The 18,257-nt window shown below is 50.3% G+C and carries 11 protein-coding genes, 1 tRNA gene and 1 pseudogene; 2 read left to right on the plus strand and 11 right to left on the minus strand.

All coding sequences use genetic code 11. The annotated features are described in order from the left end of the window. Window positions 1-103: 103 nt before the first annotated feature. The 4 genes and pseudogenes from E4T81_RS09355 to E4T81_RS09370 form a co-directional block, all read right to left on the minus strand. Window positions 104-302, minus strand: a pseudogene (locus tag E4T81_RS09355) (helix-turn-helix domain-containing protein). Between the two features lie 136 nt (window positions 303-438). Then, the gene (locus E4T81_RS09360; protein ID WP_135043873.1) at window positions 439-1,308 is read right to left on the minus strand and encodes a hypothetical protein; all 870 of its coding nucleotides are present in this window, start codon (window positions 1,306-1,308) and stop codon (window positions 439-441) included. A 6-nt stretch (window positions 1,309-1,314) separates the two neighbouring features. Continuing rightward, entirely contained in the window at window positions 1,315-1,869 is a 555-nt protein-coding gene (locus E4T81_RS09365; protein WP_135043875.1) for a hypothetical protein, read from the minus strand. A 157-nt stretch (window positions 1,870-2,026) separates the two neighbouring features. Continuing rightward, window positions 2,027-2,100 (minus strand) — tRNA-Ile (locus E4T81_RS09370). A 118-nt stretch (window positions 2,101-2,218) separates the two neighbouring features. On the opposite strand from E4T81_RS09370, the gene E4T81_RS09375 reads away from it, so the two are divergent. Beyond that, a complete protein-coding gene (locus E4T81_RS09375; RefSeq protein ID WP_135043877.1) occupies window positions 2,219-3,166 on the plus strand; it encodes a DUF5106 domain-containing protein in 948 nt (315 codons plus the stop codon). On the opposite strand, the gene queC is transcribed toward E4T81_RS09375, so the two are convergent. The 7 genes from queC to E4T81_RS09410 all read right to left on the minus strand — a co-directional run bounded on the left by queC (window position 3,158) and on the right by E4T81_RS09410 (window position 14,635). Then, on the minus strand, window positions 3,158-3,823 hold the full coding sequence (gene queC, locus E4T81_RS09380) for a 7-cyano-7-deazaguanine synthase QueC (protein ID WP_135043879.1): 666 nt from the start codon (window positions 3,821-3,823) through the stop codon (window positions 3,158-3,160). The two genes, E4T81_RS09375 and queC, sit on opposite strands and share 9 nt — an antisense overlap. Before the next feature lie 14 nt (window positions 3,824-3,837). Next, window positions 3,838-4,311, minus strand: a complete 474-nt coding sequence (queF, locus tag E4T81_RS09385) for a preQ(1) synthase (protein ID WP_135043881.1) — start codon at window positions 4,309-4,311, stop codon at window positions 3,838-3,840. Window positions 4,312-4,322: 11 nt separating this feature from the next. Next, window positions 4,323-5,966 (minus strand): dipeptidase, encoded by a 1,644-nt coding sequence (locus tag E4T81_RS09390; protein WP_135043883.1) that lies wholly within the window; start codon window positions 5,964-5,966, stop codon window positions 4,323-4,325. Between the two features lie 266 nt (window positions 5,967-6,232). Next, window positions 6,233-9,139, minus strand: a complete 2,907-nt coding sequence (locus tag E4T81_RS09395) for an alpha-amylase family glycosyl hydrolase (RefSeq protein ID WP_135043885.1) — start codon at window positions 9,137-9,139, stop codon at window positions 6,233-6,235. A gap of 153 nt (window positions 9,140-9,292) precedes the next feature. Next, entirely contained in the window at window positions 9,293-11,083 is a 1,791-nt protein-coding gene (locus E4T81_RS15910) for a pectate lyase (RefSeq protein ID WP_245207050.1), read from the minus strand. A gap of 54 nt (window positions 11,084-11,137) precedes the next feature. Continuing rightward, on the minus strand, window positions 11,138-12,958 hold the full coding sequence (locus tag E4T81_RS09405; RefSeq protein ID WP_371683040.1) for a pectate lyase: 1,821 nt from the start codon (window positions 12,956-12,958) through the stop codon (window positions 11,138-11,140). Between the two features lie 270 nt (window positions 12,959-13,228). Further along, a complete protein-coding gene (locus E4T81_RS09410) occupies window positions 13,229-14,635 on the minus strand; it encodes a glycoside hydrolase family 28 protein (RefSeq protein ID WP_135043887.1) in 1,407 nt (468 codons plus the stop codon). A gap of 223 nt (window positions 14,636-14,858) precedes the next feature. On the opposite strand from E4T81_RS09410, the gene E4T81_RS09415 reads away from it, so the two are divergent. Beyond that, window positions 14,859-18,245, plus strand: a complete 3,387-nt coding sequence (locus tag E4T81_RS09415; RefSeq protein ID WP_135043889.1) for a TonB-dependent receptor — start codon at window positions 14,859-14,861, stop codon at window positions 18,243-18,245. Window positions 18,246-18,257 lie beyond the last annotated feature (12 nt).

The raw sequence follows: 18,257 nt of genomic DNA on the forward strand, positions 1-18,257 counted from the left end.
TCAATTCGCCGGTAGTCTTCTTCAGCTCCAGAGTCCGCGACTCATCCGAAGCAATCAATGTCTTTATATCGTCAATCGTCATGGCTGATAGGGATTGTCTAATTTATTTGCCTGTTATAAGCTGTCGAGGATCAACTTCTAATAAAGCCGCTATTTTGTATAATGTCTGCAAATCCGGCTGACTTACATTGGTACACCATTTAGAAACAGTGGAAGGATTCTTACCGAGTTCCTCTGCAAGCCATTTACTCGTTTTTCTTTTATGCCAATACAACTTAACGCCGGTTTAAGTCTTCGATCATTCAATAATTATTATTCAGTCGTAAAGTTAATGAAAAAACACGATGTGGATATTATTTCAAATCTATGTTATAAAACACGCCTGACAAAAGGAATCAGCTAATTGTGATTGCTTAAAGCATTATTATGGCGTGTTGATTATATGACTTTGCGCCCGATTGCCTCTATTTTTATAATCTTATTAGTGGAGCCATCGACTTCCATATACAGGATGTCGGTCACGTTATCATCGTTAGGGTTCGGTTTGAACTTTACCTCGAATGAATACTTTTCCAGCGGAAGTCCTGTAAAGCCGTCTTGAGGTTCTATATGAATTGTCTTATAAGCGTGCCGAAAGTCGGTATCATCCAAAACAATCGGAAAAGCACCGGCTGATAGTTCTTCGGCAAGCTCTTTGGTGCAATACTGTCCATACAGTCTTTTCAAGTCTGCCGATGACGCGCCTACGGCTCTTTCGTTCAGATACAGAGCCATGAAGTCAGCCACTACATAAAAGCCATCAACGCCCATATATACATCAATGACAATGATATTTGATGTACCGTCGGGTAGAATCTGATACAGCATATTCCAGCCATCGTCCGTGTCGGGAAGAACGCAACCAAACGACAAGTAAATAGCGGAGTCAGAGTCCCAAAAGACTTCGCCACCCCACTGCATCATATATTCACCCTCGTTGCCGACCAAATCTTTCGTGCGAATTTCCTTGTCGGAGTACACGATATTTCTGTCATACGACAGGGTAAGAAATACGGATGAATCTCTTACAGCCCAATCGTGTCGTCCAACAATTACATCATTGGAGTCTTTTAATGCTTTTATTGTCCAGTGGCCGATAACGGTATCTTCGACAATCCTGCCTCTGACAACCTGAGGAACCGTTGCAATTACGGTGTCCTCTGCCGTTTGCCGTGGCGCGACACTTTCGGATTTACGACCTCCGCCACATCCAACGACCACGACAGATAGAATGGATGCAAGAAGTATTATACGAATTAGATTTATCATAACCGGTTATTGTTGTTCGTCAGCTATTAAATTAAAAGGAATATCATCAATAACAAGAGTCTTGGTCTCTATCTTTATTGGCAAAACAAACAGCTGTGGAGCAGGCAAAGTGTCTGTTACTAATGTGCCCTCGTCAAGTATTGACCATTGGTTGTTTGCCGGCAAAAACTGATCCCGGCAAATAGCGGTATGTGAAACCCGTTTTATATACTGTATCCGTATACTAATTGAATCACGGTCTATCGTATATGTTCCACCAAAAGACCTTATGGGATTTAATCCGTCGTATTCATTCACTGAATACCAGATTGAATCGGCATTTATGGTGTATCTTGCCAAAAATGCTGAATTAACTACTATATGTGTCTTTTCCTGCCAGACTCCATCAACATTACGACATCCGAATTCGCGGCTTTGCGCCCATAGGTTACAGGAAAGAGCAAAGCCAACACACAAAACCAATATTTTAGAGAGAGTAGCCATACGCAAAATTACAACAAAATTTTCGTAACTCAGTGATAATAGGGCAAGAAAAATCCGCACCTCCACGGTAGCTACCATATTTTTTCTTTTCCTCAGCCACTGACGTTTCTAACGACACAAAGGCTAAACTTATTTGGTTTGGGCTTTATATATGCCCGGATAAACCTATATATGGAGACTAAGCAAAAGAAAAAGCAGCTACGATTCGTTTCGTAACTGCTTGATTTTCAAGAAGTGGTCCCACTAGGGCTTGAACCTAGGACTCCCTGATTATGAGTCAGGTGCTCTAACCAACTGAGCTATGGGACCTGAATTGTGAGTGCAAAGATAGTGTTTTTTTTAATTGCGTGCAAGTAAGTGGGGAAATTTTTCTAATTTTGTGATTGTAGATTGTTGTTTTTATTGATAAACAACTAATTTTTAGCCGATGAAGAGACTAATAGTAAAGTATGCTGCGGTGATAAGCCGTTTGATGGTTCCGGTTGCTGTCTTGGCTGCAGTGGTAGGCGGGCCAGCCGTTAGTGCTGCCGGTGATGGTGACAGGGAGCTGGCTTTGCCTGTTGTGCCCGATTCGCTGCGTGAGCCGGCAGAGCGTGCCGATTATGTGTTGATGCACTTCTGGGATGCGATGGAGTGGGGCGACACAACATTGGCGGGCGAAGAGAAGTGGATGGAGCAGACGTTTGTTAATTTTGCGAGCGTCATGCCTTATGCCTCGTCGCTGTTTGCTGTCGAGGAGGCGTTTGACAATATGTTTGGACGCGCCCGGGACAATCAAGCCGCCTACCGGCTCTTGCTGAACTTTGCCGACCGCTATCTCTATGAGCCGGAGTCGCCTATGTATGACGAGACGCTTTATCTCTGTGCGCTTGATGTTGTGCTCAGGGATGCCTTTCTTGACCCGGTGTTGCTCTCGCGTTATAGTTATCAGCATGACGAAGCTATGAAAAACCGTCCGGGGCAGCCTGCCGCCGACTTTCCGCTTGTGGATGTGACGTCAGGCGAGAGGTCAACGCTGATGGCGGCTGTTAACGGCAATGGGGAGACGCTTGTGGTGTTTTATGACCCTGAGTGTGACCATTGCATTGATGTCATCAAGTCGCTTGACCGGTCTTCGTCGGTGAGGTCGCGCATAGAGAGCGGCAGCCTGAAGGTCGTGGCTGTGTACTTTGAGGGCGAGGAGGCTATGCTTGATGATGTCAAGGGGCTCGTGCCCGCCGGATGGACTTCTGTCTACACTCCCGGCAATCCTGTGGAAGAGGAGGAGCTCTATGCCATCAGACGGCTGCCTACGCTTTATCTTTTAAGCTCCGACGCTACGGTGAAAGCGAAGGATATAAGCCTTGAAAAACTCTTGGATGATTTGTCAGACTGACTCGTAGGTGGTCGTGTCGGTGATTCCCGCTTCGGCGAGGGCCTCGCGGCGTTCGACACATGTGCCACATTTTCCACAATGTTTCTCGCCGCCTTTGTAGCAGGAGTAGGTGGTCGAATAGTCTATGCCGAGGCGTTTGCCTATTGCCGCAATCTCGCCCTTGGAGAGATGGGTGTAGGGCGACCTCAGCTCTATGTGCTCGTAGGTCCCCTCGCTTATGGCTTTGCCAAAGGCATTGACAAACCCGGGACGGCAATCGGGATATATGGCATGGTCACCGGCATGGTTGGCAATCATCACAGCTTTCAGATTGCGGCTTTCGGCGAGTCCCGCCGCTATTGCGAGCATTATGCCGTTGCGGAACGGGACGACGGTCGATTTCATGTTTTCATCAGTGTAGTGACCTTCCGGGATGGCGTCGGCGCCGCTGAGAAGCGAACTTTCAAAGTATTGTGACATGAAAGCGAGATTTATCTCAATCAGCTCGATGCCGAGCATCGAGCAGTGGAGGCGCGCACACGCCGCCTCGCGTTCATTGTGGTTGGAGCCATAGTGAAATGTCACGGCGGCGGCTATTGAACCTGCATAGTCATGGAGCATGGTGGTGGAGTCCATGCCTCCTGAAAGCACCATAATCGCGTCTTTGGTTTTCGTCATAATAGCTTTTTCGTTTAGAAATCGTTACGGAAAGAGGCGAGCATGCGGGCTTTTACGAGGTCCTGGTGCTCGCTGTCGCCATAGTTGGCAAATGGATATATGGATATGCCGCCGCGCGGAGTGAAAAGCCCGATTACTTCAAGGTAGCGCGGATCTATCAGTGCCACGAGATCCTTCATTATGATGTTGATGCAGTCTTCATGAAAGTCACCGTGATTCCTGAAACTGAAAAGATACAGCTTCAGGCTCTTGCTCTCCACCATCTTCTCGCGGGGAATGTAGTTGATGATAATACGGGCAAAGTCGGGCTGTCCGGTCTTGGGGCAGAGAGATGTAAATTCCGGACAGGTAAAGGTGACAAGATATTCATTGTCGGGATGCTTGTTGACAAAAGTCTCAAGTATTCCGGGTGCATATTCGGTAGGATATTTTGTGCCTTGGCTGCCGAGCAGCGTTACTTCAGGCATCTCTTCATCAGTGCGTGACATATATCGGATGATTATCGTGAAAATGTAGGTTGTTTTACTTTCAGGCGCTCGCCGGCGTCATTGACGACAGAGCGGAAATATTCGTCGGAATATCCGCCAAATTCCGGGTAGGCGCATTGACCTTCCGGTGTGCGCATAAATACCCCCGGTTCCGTCTCCTTCTTGATGTTTCCGTCAAGAAATTTTACAAAAAGATAGTCACCGAGCTTCTTGAACTCGCGGGTAGAGTGATTGGCCCAGTAGTCGGTGAGAGCCCGGAGGCGTTTTACCTGTTGCTTTTCAGGCAGGGCGGCTATTTCAGCCTCTGTCGAAGCGACAGCCGCCGCTATGGAGTCTTCAAGCGCGTTCTGCACCCGGCGTATGTCGGGTATCATCTGCGAATATCGGTTATATGCCTGGTTTGCCACATAGTTGTGTACCCAGAATGCCGCGTCCCAGGAAAGGGTGAGCATGTCACCGTTGCCGGGGGCATAGCAGTAGGGGACTTCTGTCACACAGCTGTAGACCGGCACGTAGACGCAGGTGTTGGTGTCGTCGACGCCAAACCACAGCACGCCTTTCATCGGCTGTGGCACACTGTCGCGGAGCTGGGCGACAAAGGTGAATCCTGTCTGCTGTGTCGCGATAGCGCGTTCATGGGTGTATTCCACGCTGTCGACAGTGAATGTCATCGGACGCCAGCGATAAGGCACCTTGTAGGGACCGGCGCCTACATCTTTGGTCATGTCAAACGGCGTGTCCTCAAAGTGGTCGCGCATAGCCCATTGCATGTCGCGCACTGACAGGGTGCTGTCGGGCTTTACCCAAAGGGGCATCACCTCTTCCTCGCCGTTCATAATCCAGGGAAGGTACTTGTCCATGCCTGAAGCGTGATTGTTGAAAAATGACCATACGCGGGCATCGCAGCCTCTCAACGCACCGAAATCGGTGATCGCATAGGTGCGGGAGAAGTCAAAATCCTCATCTTTGCCCTCATAATATCCCTGGCTGCGGGCAAAGTCAATGACATCGGGCGAATACAGTGTCTCCGGGTCGTTGAGCGGAAATTTATGGATGCGAGGATGATTGGCGTGTCCTGAAATCATTCCGTCGGGGATGCGGCGCGCCACCCACACGGCGCCCTTCTCCTTGCCGCCTTTCCCGATGAGGTCCATTATCCATGCTTCCTTGCCGTCGGCGATTGAAAATGACTCGCCTTCGCTTGCATAGCCATAGTCATTTACCAGCGAAGTCATCACCTTTATAGCCTCGCGGGCTGTCTTTGCACGCTCAAGCGTGATGTATATCAGTGACCCGTAGTCGATTATTCCGGTCGTGTCGACCAGTTCCTCGCGTCCGCCCCATGTGCTCTCGCTTATTGCGAGCCCGTGTTCGTTCATGTTGCCGATAGTCGCGTAGGTGTGGCTCACTTGTGGTATCTCGCCGAGATATTTGCCTGTATCCCAGTCGTGGACTTTGCGCATCGCTCCTTTAGGATGGTCTTTAGCCGGCGATGAATAAAGCTCGCCGTAGAGATTGTGGGAGTCGGCGGCATATGTGATCATTACACTGTTGTCATCGGTAGCACCGGGGGTGGCTATGAGGCTTGTACAGGCAAGCGCCGCACCGCCTATGCCGAGCAGGGCTGCCGCTAAGGTTGAAAATCGTTTATTCATATTGAGGAAATGTAATTCTAAAAAAATATAACTTTGCACTGCCGGGAGTGCTCATGCCACATTGCTGCGGCTTGCCGAGAGTCACCCCTGTTATGCAAAGTTAATCATTCCGCCGCTAATTACCAACACGTCGCCAATGTGTCATCGATATAATATCCCTCCGGTGGATGACTGGAAAATATCGACGGCTGTCGACCATGTGTCGGTCGGCAGCCGTCGGGTTATTGTCGGTCAGCCCTCGAGTGGGCGTAATTTAGGTTTAACTGTCAGAGCATTATTTTCTTGCCGGCTACGATGTAGAATCCGTGGGGCAGGGTGTCAATCAGGTTGACGCCTGCCGAGATGTTAATCGTGCGGGCGATTCCGTCGGCGGAATAAATTTTCACGCAGGTGTCGGCGGGCGATTCGATTACGAGGCAAGAACCTGACACATATACCTTGAGCAAGCCGTCGCGGGCGATTGTGCCGATTGAGGCGGTGCCGTCGGTATTGTAGACGGCGTTGTTGACAAGCGTAAGGTCGGCTGTCTGGCTTCCGCTGCCATTGTTGAAGATAATCATCGGGCGTTTAAGCGAGCCGGTAAACGTGATAGCCCAGAGGTCGTCGCCGTTGAGGCGTGTCATAGACATCGCCGTGCCGGGCCATGCACCGAGATATTGCCTGTCGCCGTCGCCTGCGTCCCATACATAGGCATACACGCTGTTCCATCCGTTGCCTGTGCGGAAGTAGACGGTCCATCGTGTGTCGACAGGTTCGGGGTTTTCAGGCTGCTCGGGCAGCTCTCCGGCACCCTCGATTGTGCGGTCATAGCCTTCGGCGGTGTAAAGTCCGCCATTGGTCCAGGTGAAATCGGCAGTCTGGCTTCCGCCACCGTTGTTGAATATCAGTCCGGCTCCCTCAGGTATGCGCTTGTCGCCGTCGTAGTGCCATTTCCAGATATTGTTGCCGAGATATGTGCAGCTTTCGCCGGGCCATGCATTGGTGATTGTGCCGTTGTCGGTCCACACGTAGGCGTTTATTGTGCCGCCCCAGTTGCTGCTGTTCTCGAAGAACACAGCCTGCTCGCCCTTCTCCATTGAGGGGTCGACGGGAGTTTCCGGTTCGGGGTCGGGGGTAGAGCCGTCGCGCTGTGTGGTTGTGTCAAGCGGCTCCTCATTGCCGTCGTAGCTGCTCTGCTGAGTGGCGGCGGGAGTGCTTGCGTATAGATATGAGCCGTCGGCACCTATTTTGCCCGGCGCCTTTGTCTTTGCTGTCGACAGCACGTAGGCGCGCAGGTTGCCTTTGCCGGAACATGAAACAGAGAGGCGCCCGTCGGTTACAGTCTTGGTGTCGCCGGTCACGACATCGGTGTATGAGCCGTTGGGAATGTCGGTGAATGTAGCGTTGCCGCTGATGGTTACAAGCACATAGGAGTCGGTTGCGGAGTCGGTGTAACGGCGCTTGAATGACATCTTTCCGCTGCAGCCTGAGGTGCTGTACTGTCCTTTTCTGAGCGCGGGGACAGCGGCGCGTATCTTGTTGAGGCGCTGGATGTGCATGGCGAGCGGATGGCTGAGCGTAGCGGCAAGATTGCCTGTTGCTCCGGAGTATTCGGCAAAGTCGCTGACATTGACGGCGCCTTCGACATATCCTCCGAAATATGCCCTGCCTGACTCGTTAAGCGCAAGCACGGCACCCTTGTCAATCGGGCATCCCTTGCGGAACTCTATCTCCGAGCCGTAGTAGATACAGGGAATGCCGCGGAAGGTGAACATGAGCGACAGATTTTCAGCCCAGGTGGCGCGGTCGCCGATGAAGCGCTGTCCGTCGGCACCGTTTGGCGCATAATCATGGGAATCGACGTAGACCACATTATAGGTGGCGTCGTTGTACAGATTGTCTTCGCCGCGCGCTCCGAATGCGTTTTCAGCATTGCTGAAGCGCCAGTGCATCGGGAAGTCGATTACATTGAGCCCGGAATGAGCGGAGTGGTCGGGGGCGTGATAGTCGTTGCCGTCGAGCCACGCATTGTCCGACTTTCTCAGTATCGCCTCCGAGTGACCGAGGTCGTCGTCGGCCTGACGGTTGACGGAGTTGGCATTAGTGTGGTCGCCTTTTTCGCCCTCTTTCACATAGATGTTGTCCCATGAGTGCTCGTCCATATCCCAGGCATAGTCGCGGTTTTCTTTCCATGTATAGTAACAGGGTGAGCAGTTGTAGTTTTCGCCGCGGTAGATTACCTCTTCAGAGCGCGCGCAGACTTCGCCATACATGAAAAACGGCGTGCCTCCGCGCTTGTCCTTATGCTTCTCTGCGGCAGCCGAGAGCTGCGGGATAAACATCTTGTTGAATGTCAGTCGGGAGATGTGACCGGCGGTGTCTATGCGGAATCCGTCGACTCCCATTTCAATGAACTTGGAGTAACAGTCGACAAGATAGTTGGTCACATAGGCATTTTCGGTGTTCAGGTCCACGCAGTCGCCGGCTATCTGTCCCCACCATCGTGAGGGGTCGTCCCATCCGAAGTGGGCATAATGGTGCCAGTAGTTGTTGACATCATGATTCTTGCCGTCAGTATTTTTCATCAGCGCGAGGCGTGTGCCATACTGCTGATTGGCAGGCAATGAGTTGTAATTAGCCGGCAGACGGGTGTTTTCATGAAGTTTCATCGACTTGTTGATATTGTCGAGCGGCTGCGTGTAGTCGCGGGTGAACATCGGGCAGAGTTTTTCCTCCCCGAAATTGCCTGTGTGCTGTAACACGATGTCGAGTATCAGCTTCATTCCGCGCGCATGCACGGCGTCAATCAGGTCCTGAAACTTGCAGTCGTCGCTCTCGTAGCGCGGGTCGACTTTGCTGAAATTCACTGCGTGATAGCCGTGATAGTCGAGTCCCGAGGCATTTTCAACCACCGGGGTAATCCACACGGCGGTAAAGCCGAGCGCCTTGATGTAGTCAAGTTTTTCGATAAGGCCTTTGAAGTCACCGCGCCATTCCGGGTCATTGACATTCAGCACTCCGTCCCAGCAGTAGGTGTTGTTGCTGTGGTCACCGTCGTAGAAACGTGTTGTCATGGCGAAGTAAATGGTTTCATCGCGGAAATCAGTGCGGTCGCCGATAAAAGTGGCTCCGTGCAAAGACACCGCTTCCGTGAGCATAAGCGCGCCCACGGCGAGGTTTCTTAAATGTTTCATTACTTTAAATCACTGTGTTAATTAAAAAAATAGAATCACGAGATATTAGAATCGACAGCAAATTTAATAAAATTTTTAAAATATGCAAAAAAAAGGAAACGGGAGCGTCACCAAGACGCCCCCGAACATTATAAGAATTAAAGATGATTAGGATTATCGGATAATAAATTTCTTTCCGTCGCGGATGTAGATGCCGGGAGTAAGCGGTTCGTATACCTCTACACCCATCATGTTGTAAATCTTTCCGTCGGCGGGTCGGTCGGCGTTGATGTTGTCGATTCCGGCGATTGCCTCGTCGGTCATGTCCACATCATTCATCATCACGCCACCTTCGTTCTGGGCTTCGGTGATGTGAGCCACAAGGCTGTTGAGGTAATTCTCAAGATTAGTGTAGCCATCCTCGCCCATGATTTTGCCATCCTCGGGATTGTTGGGGTCAAGACCGTTTTCAGTCTCCCACTCGTCGGGCATTCCGTCGCCGTCAGTGTCGACAGGAGCCTCGGTCGAGTTAAGCACGGGCCATCCCGATGTGCCGTCGATATACATCGCCTCATCCTGGTTGTTGATAAGGCCGGTCGCACGGCTTGTCGTAGTCACCACGCCTTCGCGTGCATCGTGAACCATCGTCTCGTCGTGGATGTCGCGGCTGAGGCTTGCGCCCGCATACTCGAGCACTCGCTCAAACGCCTCCTCGGCAGAGTGGGTCGTGGTGTAAACGAATGGGATGGGGGTGAATGCGCGCGAATCCTCGGCAGTCATGTTATGATTGTCGACTTTTGTGCCTTTGTCGACCTGGTTGAACAGACCTATCGTCCAGTTATCGGCGGTAACATCGTCATAAGCAGTGTTGATATTGCCGTTGATATGGAATGTACCCCACTTCTGGAGCATCTTCTTCCAGCTGTTCCAGGCAACCTTTATAGTCTTGCCGTCGATTTCTATGGTATTGTTTTCCATGTCGATGGCAATTTTCTGAGTCTTGTTGTCGTAGCGGAACGTCACGAAGTTATCCTTGCCGTCGCTTGAGCCTGACACTCCACTCTTGGACAATGACGTGCCGAGAGCCTTGTTGATGTTATTTGCAGTCGTTTCCTTGTCAAGGCAATAGTCGACTGTACGTATGCCCGGTTTTGCCATGCGCTTTCCCTTGGCTCCGGTAGGAGTCGCGGGCCCCGGCTTATAGTAATTGTTGACAATATTCACGTTCATGCCCTCGCCGCCGTAGCAGCCTTCGCCGCCCCAGTTGTAGATGACATTGTTACGCAGGTCCATGCGCTCGTCGGCCTGTGTCGTGGGACGCGGGCCGAGGCGCGGTGCGCGTGACCCGTGGTGGGCGAGCAGATTGTGGTGATATGACGCGCCTGAGCCGCCCCAGTTGCCGCCATAGCCGTGGCTACCTTTGCTGTGACCGCTGTTGACAAGGCTCTGTGACACAACACACCACTGCACGGTGATGTTTTTGCTGCCATATACTGAAAGACACTCATCAATCGACCAGCTCACCGAGCAGTGGTCGATCATGATACGCTGTCCGTCCATGCCGCCGAGTCCGTCACCCTCATGGTGAGCCACATTCTCGTTGCCGAGACGGAAACGCATGTAGCGGATGATGATGTTGGGACACGAGATGACAAACGGGTATCCGGCAACACATATTCCGTCGCCGGGGGCAGTCTGTCCGGCGATGGTCACATTGCCGTTTCTGATTTTAAGCTCGCTGGTGAGATTGATGGTACCTGACACGTCAAACACGATTGTTCTTGCGCCCGACTTGTTACACGCCCAGCGGAATGTTCCCTCCTGGGTGCCGTCCTCAAGCGTGGTGACGTGATACACGTCTCCGCCACGGCCGCCGGTGGTGATTCTGCCATATCCCTCCGCTCCGGGAAAGGATATCGCCTCCTGCACCTCCACTTCCTGAGCTGTCGCTGCCACAGGAAGCATGAAAGCTGCGATTAATGCTGATAATACACTTTTTTTCATGATAATTATAATGTCTTATTTGATTACCTTGTCTGCTGTCACGCTGCCGTCCTTATGGATTATGCGGCGTATGCTGATTCCCTCGGCGGGCTCGTTGAGCCTGATGCCGTCGAGGCTGTAATATTCGATGGCTGCAATGCCGTTTTCCACGGTGACATTTCCGATTCCGGCGACTACGGTGTCGCTGAGGTCGGCGTCGATGCTCTGCGGATAATACTCATCCACGCCCTCGATGCCGTCTGACTGACCGGCGAGCATGATGTCGGCTACCAGAGAGTTGAGATACACCTCAAGGTTGGTATACCAGCCTCGCTCTGTGTCGATAGTATAAAGAGCGCCATCCTCCGGGTCGTTGGGGTCAAGACCGTTGGCTTTTTCCCATGCATCCGGCATTCCGTCGCCGTCGGTGTCAAAGTTGTCGGTGCGCTTCACCTGTGAAAGCACCGGGAAGCTTGCCGTCTTAGGCTCTTCAGTGCCGTTGGGGTCATTGATGAAGTCAAGTATGCCCTTTGTGCCTGATGTGGCATATTTCTTGCCGTTGGCATCTACATATGCCACGTCACCGTTGTAAGTCGTTGTACCGGTGCGTGCCTCCTCCATGTAACGGGTGTCTACGGCATCACGCACAAGGCTTGCGCCGGCATAGGCAAGCACCTTTTCATATGCAGTCGTGGCGTTGTGGGTAGTCACCTCTCCCGCTGCTATCGGGGAGTCAAGACGCAGTCTCACACAGTCCTGGTCCTTGTTGTTTTTCTTATACTCCACCTCGCTGCCGTAATAGTGGTTTTCATCTATGATATAGCGCTCTCCGTCGATCAGCGACAGCCCGCCGTCATAGATTACGCCCGACCAGTCATAGTTTTCAGGCTCGCTTGCCGCGCTCACGTAGTTGCCGTCGATGTAATAGCGGCTCGCATAGCCCGGGAACGGGTTGTCGCCGCCGTTGGAGCTGTCAGATACCGACACTTGTGTCACGCGGGTCTTGTTCTTGGTGCCGGGACCTGCCTGGAAATAGTTGTTGACCATGTTGATATATCCGCCGCCGGGACCTCCGTAGCAGCCGTTGCCGTTGCCCCAGTTGTAGACCACGCAGTTGCGGAAGTCTACCTGCTCCGCCTGGATGGAGTTTTCGAATCGGGTTTTGTCATATCCGCTCCAGTTATATCGCGCACCGTTGAAGCGTGGCGCACGATTCTGTATGTGGGTCAGATAGTTATGGTGAAATGACGCGCCCTTGCCGCCCCATATGCCGCCGTAGCTGTGGGAGCCTTTCGAGTGACCGGGATTGGCGAGACCTTCGCCGAGCGAACACCACTGCATCGTGAAGTCGCGGTTGTCGTAAAATGACGCCACCTCGTCGATACTCCATGAAAATGAGCAGTGGTCGATGATTATGTCATGGCGGCGGCGTCCCCATGTCGCGTCGGCGCCGTCGTTCACGTCCTTCACCTGCGAGCGGCGGCTGCGTATGAATCTCACGACCACATTGTCGCAGTTGCCGAAGTAAAGCGTGTAATATCTGAGGGTTATGCCGTCACCGGGAGCGGTCTGTCCGGCTATGGTAGTGTTGGAGCTTACGTTAAGCTGTGATTTCAGGTCGATATATCCGCCTACGTCAAACACGATTGTTTTCGCGCCCGACTGACTCAGCGCCCAGCGGAGCGACCCCTCGCCGCTGTCGTTAAGATTTGTCACATGTATTACTTTGCCGCCTCTGCCGCCTTGGGTGTATCTTCCGAATCCCTCGGCGCCGGGAAACGCGGGAGCTGTCTCCTGTGCGGTCATACCTCCTGCAATAAGCAGGCACATTCCTGTCGCAAGTAGTGATTTTTTCATGCTTTTACCGGTATTTTTGATTTAAATGTTTCAACTGGTTTATAACGCAAAGATATGAAATATCAACGTCATACTCGCGAATATCGTACAAAATCAGTGCATTTTTTAGCGTCCCGCACGCCGTTCGCCACTACTTCTCCACTCCACGGTGAAAAAAATAGCGGCGCCGGAATGCCTCAACGGCAGCCCGGCGCCTGATCAACCTTAATTTATCAACCTTTATGTCAATCTATGAAATTTTACTTACTCAATTATATTCTGTTTCGTCTATTACTTCTTTCCGTTGATGCTTACGTTAAGCAGGCGTATGTCATCAGTCTTTCCGGTGATTGAGTTGCCGCCCGACGTCACTCCGTCAAAGTCGCAGTCCTTCACCTCTATATTATATACGTTACACTCGTCGTCAAGAGCCTCGATCATCACGCCATACTTGCTCTTCTTGCAGTTCACGTTATCAAGATACACATTGCGCACCGTAGGGTTGAATCCGCGCTGACACACCTCCTTCGGCTCATACACCAGGTTGATTTTCAGCACCGATTCGGCACATTGACCCACCTCGACATTTCTCACGAAGATATTCTCGATCACGCCGCCGCGGCAGCTGTTGGTCTTGATTCTCACCACGCGGTCAAGGTCGGGGGAGTCCATCACGCAGTTCTCCACAAAGAGATTGCGGTAGCCGCCCGATATTTCCGAGCCCACGACCACGCCGCCGTGACCGTTCTTCATGCGGCAGTTTCTGACGATGATATTCTCGCTCGGTATGTTCCATGTCCTGCCGTCGCGGTTACGTCCGCTCTTAATGGCTATGCAGTCGTCGCCGGTGTCAAAGTAGCAGTCCTCGATAAGCACGTTCTTGCACGATTCCGGGTCACAGCCGTCGCCGTTTGGGCCGTCATTCTCGATATGCACGCCCTTCACGGTGACATTCTCACACAGCAGCGGATGTATCACCCAGAACGGCGAGCGGAGCAGTGTCACCCCCTCGATAAGCACATTCTTGCACTTCACCGGATTGACAAGCTGCGGACGCATGCCGTAGCCGTCGCCGAGCACTCGCTGCTCAACCGGTGTGGCATTCTCGTTCCACTCCTGAAGCAGCGGGCGGCCTATCTTCTGGGAGATGATGCCGTCGACATAGCCGTAGTGGGGCTTGCCACACATCTTCCACCAGTTGTCGTTATGGGCGCCGCCGTCAACGGTGCCTTTGCCCGTAAGACCTATGTTTTCCTGCTCGCAGGCATATATCATCGGCTGGTAATTATAGCAGTCCATGCCTTCCCAGCGGGTCAGCACAAGAGGATATTCCTTCACGTCGTCGGTGAAAAGCAGTGTCGCGCCCTCTTCAAGATGCAGGTTGACCCCGCTCAGCAGCGTGACAGGCCCGGTGAGCCATTCGCCCGCAGGCACAATGACGCGTCCGCCGCCCTCTTCCGAGCACTTCTTGATTACATTATTAATAAGCTCCGTGTAGAGGTAGCCCTTGGTGTCGCTTCTCTTGCCGTAGTCAAGGATGTTGTAGTCCTTGTCACGGAATGTCGGAGCCTTGATCTGCGACTCCACGGAGGGATACAATTCAGCCCACGCCTCGGCAGGGGTAGGGGCGTTTTCGTGCCCGCTCGCGACACAAATGTTAAATAGCAATGCAGTGATAAAAATTGATGCTTTTTTCATGGATTTTCAATTTTTTATTATATTTGCAGCAAATATAGTGCAACTCCCCAAAAAGAACCTTAAATAAATATCAAATAAGCGTCACTTTTTGCCGAGCCATGGAAAATGACTTAAAATCAGCATGTAAAACTTAAAAATCCATTAATAACAACAAATATTTACCCGACAAGAATAATCCCAATTATTATATTTGCATGAAAATTTTTAATTATTAACAATTCACATGAAAGACATTATTCACCAATCATCAGGAGCGGCGTCTTGTGGCGCTTCAACTCCAAGTCGCAAGCAATGGCTGCGCTTCTCCCCTGCAGGGATGTGGAAAGCGTTGTTGCTTCTTCTCGTGCTATGTATTGAATTGCCTGTCTTTGCTCAGAACATCCAGGTAACAGGAAATGTTCATGACGAAGCCGGCGAACCGATCATTGGCGCGTCTGTGATCGTCGTTGGTGCAACCACCGGTGTTGCCACCGATTTCGACGGAAACTTTGTCCTTAATAATGTACCGTCAAACGGAAAACTGAAAGTGACCTACATCGGCTACAACCCCGCCGAAGTAAAAATCAACGGTCAGTCAAGCCTTGACATCACCCTCGTCGAAGACTCTCAGGTGCTCGATGAAGTCGTTGTCGTTGGTTACGGTACAATGAAGAAATCTGACCTTACCGGTTCAGTCTCTTCTGTAGGTACTGAAAAACTTAACGCAAAGGGTGCCCCCTCAGTGCTTGAAGCCCTCCAGGGCTCGACCCCCGGTGTGAACATCACCAAGTCTACCGGCCGTACTAACGGTGGTCTCAGTATTGAAATCCGTGGTAAATCTTCATTGAACTCATCTACGACTCCGCTTTTTGTCGTTGACGGTGTGATTTGTGGAGATATCGACTTCCTTAACCCGCAGGATATCGAGCGTATCGACGTGCTGAAGGATGCTTCTTCTACCGCGATTTATGGTTCTCGTGCATCTGCCGGTGTGGTTATGGTTACCACTAAAGGCGGTGCAAATGTTAATAAGTCTCAGAAAGCGACTATTACTTATGATGGCTATTATGGTTTTAACCATGCCGCGCGTCTTCCCGAGTTCTCTGATGGCGCACAGTATTACCGTCAGCGTGTAATGAAGCTTCAGGAAAAAGAGGTTTATGGTGGAGCTCAGCCTTATTATGGTTTTGCTAACCGTACCGTTTTCGGACAAGCGTTTCTCCAGCAGACGGCTGCCGACTATGATTCTCCGATGTTGTTGAAGGAAATGCTTGCTAACGGCGAGACTTACGACTGGCCCGGACTTGTTATAAAAGATGGACATCAACAGAACCATTATCTTGCGATTTCAGGCTCGTCAGATACCGCAAACTATCATTTCGGTATAGGTATCAATGAGGAAGAGGGTATCTATCGTGGCGATGATAGCAAAACATATACTTTCAAGGGTTCAGTTGATGCACGTGTTAATAAAGTGATTTCCGGCGGTTTCAATTTCAACCTCGCCTATATGGAAAATTCATATGCAGATGACGGTGGTATCGCCGATGCTTATCGTGCCAACCCATTTAATATCCCTTATGACGAGGATGGACGTATAATCGAAAAACCGGGTGCTTCTTCTGCTTTGGGCTCTGATGCCAACCAGTTTACTGACCAGGTTTCTCCTTTGCTAAAACTTAACAACTCAAATCAGCGTCGCAAAACTTATCGCGCATTGGGTAACATTTATCTTCAGTTTGACATAATAAAGGGTCTTAACATTAAGACTACATTCTCGCCTTCATATTCAAGTTATCGTCATGGCTATTTTGCAGGTTATGAAAATCCTGATAAGCCTGGTTACACTTATGCCGGTACTGATATGACCACAGTGGGTCATAACTCTGCGGATGTTGAGAATAAGACTTCGTTGGCGTGGACTTGGGACAATACGGTTAATTTCAACCGTACGTTTAATGAGATTCATTCAGTGAATTTCCTTGGCCTTATTTCATTGGAAAAAGGAAATACTGAAAACTCTAAAATCACTGCAATTGATGTAATGGAAAATACTGACTGGTGGAATCTTGGTAATTCAGGTACTATTCAGCAGGTAGATGGCAACAATAAAGTAGTCACCTACACCGGTTACTCCGAATCGTCAATGCTGTCATATGCCCTCCGTGGTAATTATGCTTTCAAGGACAGGTATATGGTTACTGCGACTGTTCGTTGGGACGGTTCTTCAAAATTCCAGAAAGGTTATCGTTGGGGTACCTTCCCGTCGGTTGCTCTTGCATGGCGTCTTAGCGAAGAAAGCTTCCTCCAAAAAGAATGGCTGAATAATTTGAAGCTCCGTCTTTCTTATGGTGTATCGGGTAACAATACCGGTATCAGTAATTATGAAACTATCGTTGGTATCGGGTCTCCTATCTATTATCCTTTCGGACCTGACTATTGGACCGGTCAATTCCCCGGCAGCATAGTAGATGCCAATCTTCACTGGGAGAAATCTTACGAGTATAATGCCGGTATTGATTTCGGATTCTTGCAGAACCGCATCAACGGTAGCATCGATATCTATCAGAAGAATTCAAAAGAACTTCTCTATGGTGTAAATCTTCCTCTTGAGGCCGGTGGCGGCAGTCTTAAAACCAATATCGGTCGTGTGCAGAACCGCGGTATTGAAATTGCGCTCACTACAGTTAACATTACCAATCGTGATTGGGAGTGGACTACAACCTTTGCTTTCTCCCACAATAGCAATAAGGTGAAAGAGATAAATGGTGTTTCTGATGAACTTATCAATGGAGCTACAGGCTCATTGTTTGTCGGAAAGTCGATTTCAACTCTTTATGGTCATGAGTGGGGTGGTGTAGTTACCGACCAGATGATGACTGTTCCTGATCATGAAATCGCTATAGCGAAAGGTTATACTCCCGGTCAGCAGATTCGTATGTGTGATTACTACTATGACGTATATGGTCTTCAGGAAGGTAACGTCTACATTGTAGACCAGAATGGTGACGGTTCTATTGGTGATGAGGACAAAATCACTTATAACGGAGAGCCCAAGTGGACAGGTAGTGTCACCTCAAACCTTTCTTATCGTTTGCCCAAGAATGGAGGTATGCTTGATTTCTCTTTCAATATCTATGCAAAGCAGGGCTTCAAGGTTTATTCTGCATTCATGAATAATGACCTTTTCCGTCATGACCAGCGTGCACGTAACTCTATCGCTTGTGACTTCTACATTCCAAAGGGTGCGCTCGTTGATGCAGATGGTATGCGCGAGGACGGTACTTATATTAATCCTGTCTACATGACGCAAACTCATTATGGCGACTGGGCTACTATGGGTGGTCAGTCCAACATGGGTGCCGGTAATCAGATGACTCAGTGGAATGAAGCTCGTAAATTTGTTGACGGCTCATTTGTAAAGGTTAAGAATATAACTCTTGGTTATACATTCTCGAAGAACATTCTCAAGCATATTGCTTGTCAGAATCTCCGTCTGTATTTCACTGTTACCAACCCGTTCGTTTGGACTAAATACAAAGGTTTCGATCCGGAGTGGGCTGATGCGGCAGGTAAGAATGACGGTCCGAGCACTATATCTTACCAGGTTGGTGCAAGTATTAAGTTCTAAACCTTAACTCTA

It is taken from the genome of Barnesiella sp. WM24, assembly GCF_004570975.1.
GTDB lineage: Bacteria > Bacteroidota > Bacteroidia > Bacteroidales > Muribaculaceae > Muribaculum.

Bases quoted from the DNA above. Each gene is read 5' to 3' on its own strand.
- E4T81_RS09360 (WP_135043873.1), bottom strand. From the start codon at position 1,308: ATGATAAATCTAATTCGTATAATACTTCTTGCATCCATTCTATCTGTC.
- E4T81_RS09390 (WP_135043883.1), bottom strand. From the start codon at position 5,966: ATGAATAAACGATTTTCAACCTTAGCGGCAGCCCTGCTCGGCATAGGC.
- E4T81_RS09405 (WP_371683040.1), bottom strand. From the start codon at position 12,958: ATGAAAAAATCACTACTTGCGACAGGAATGTGCCTGCTTATTGCAGGA.
- E4T81_RS15910 (WP_245207050.1), bottom strand. From the start codon at position 11,083: ATGCTTCCTGTGGCAGCGACAGCTCAGGAAGTGGAGGTGCAGGAGGCG.
- E4T81_RS09410 (WP_135043887.1), bottom strand. From the start codon at position 14,635: ATGAAAAAAGCATCAATTTTTATCACTGCATTGCTATTTAACATTTGT.
- E4T81_RS09415 (WP_135043889.1), top strand. From the start codon at position 14,859: ATGAAAGACATTATTCACCAATCATCAGGAGCGGCGTCTTGTGGCGCT.
- E4T81_RS09375 (WP_135043877.1), top strand. From the start codon at position 2,219: ATGAAGAGACTAATAGTAAAGTATGCTGCGGTGATAAGCCGTTTGATG.
- E4T81_RS09395 (WP_135043885.1), bottom strand. From the start codon at position 9,139: ATGAAACATTTAAGAAACCTCGCCGTGGGCGCGCTTATGCTCACGGAA.
- E4T81_RS09365 (WP_135043875.1), bottom strand. From the start codon at position 1,869: ATGGTAGCTACCGTGGAGGTGCGGATTTTTCTTGCCCTATTATCACTG.
- queC (WP_135043879.1), bottom strand. From the start codon at position 3,823: ATGACGAAAACCAAAGACGCGATTATGGTGCTTTCAGGAGGCATGGAC.
- queF (WP_135043881.1), bottom strand. From the start codon at position 4,311: ATGTCACGCACTGATGAAGAGATGCCTGAAGTAACGCTGCTCGGCAGC.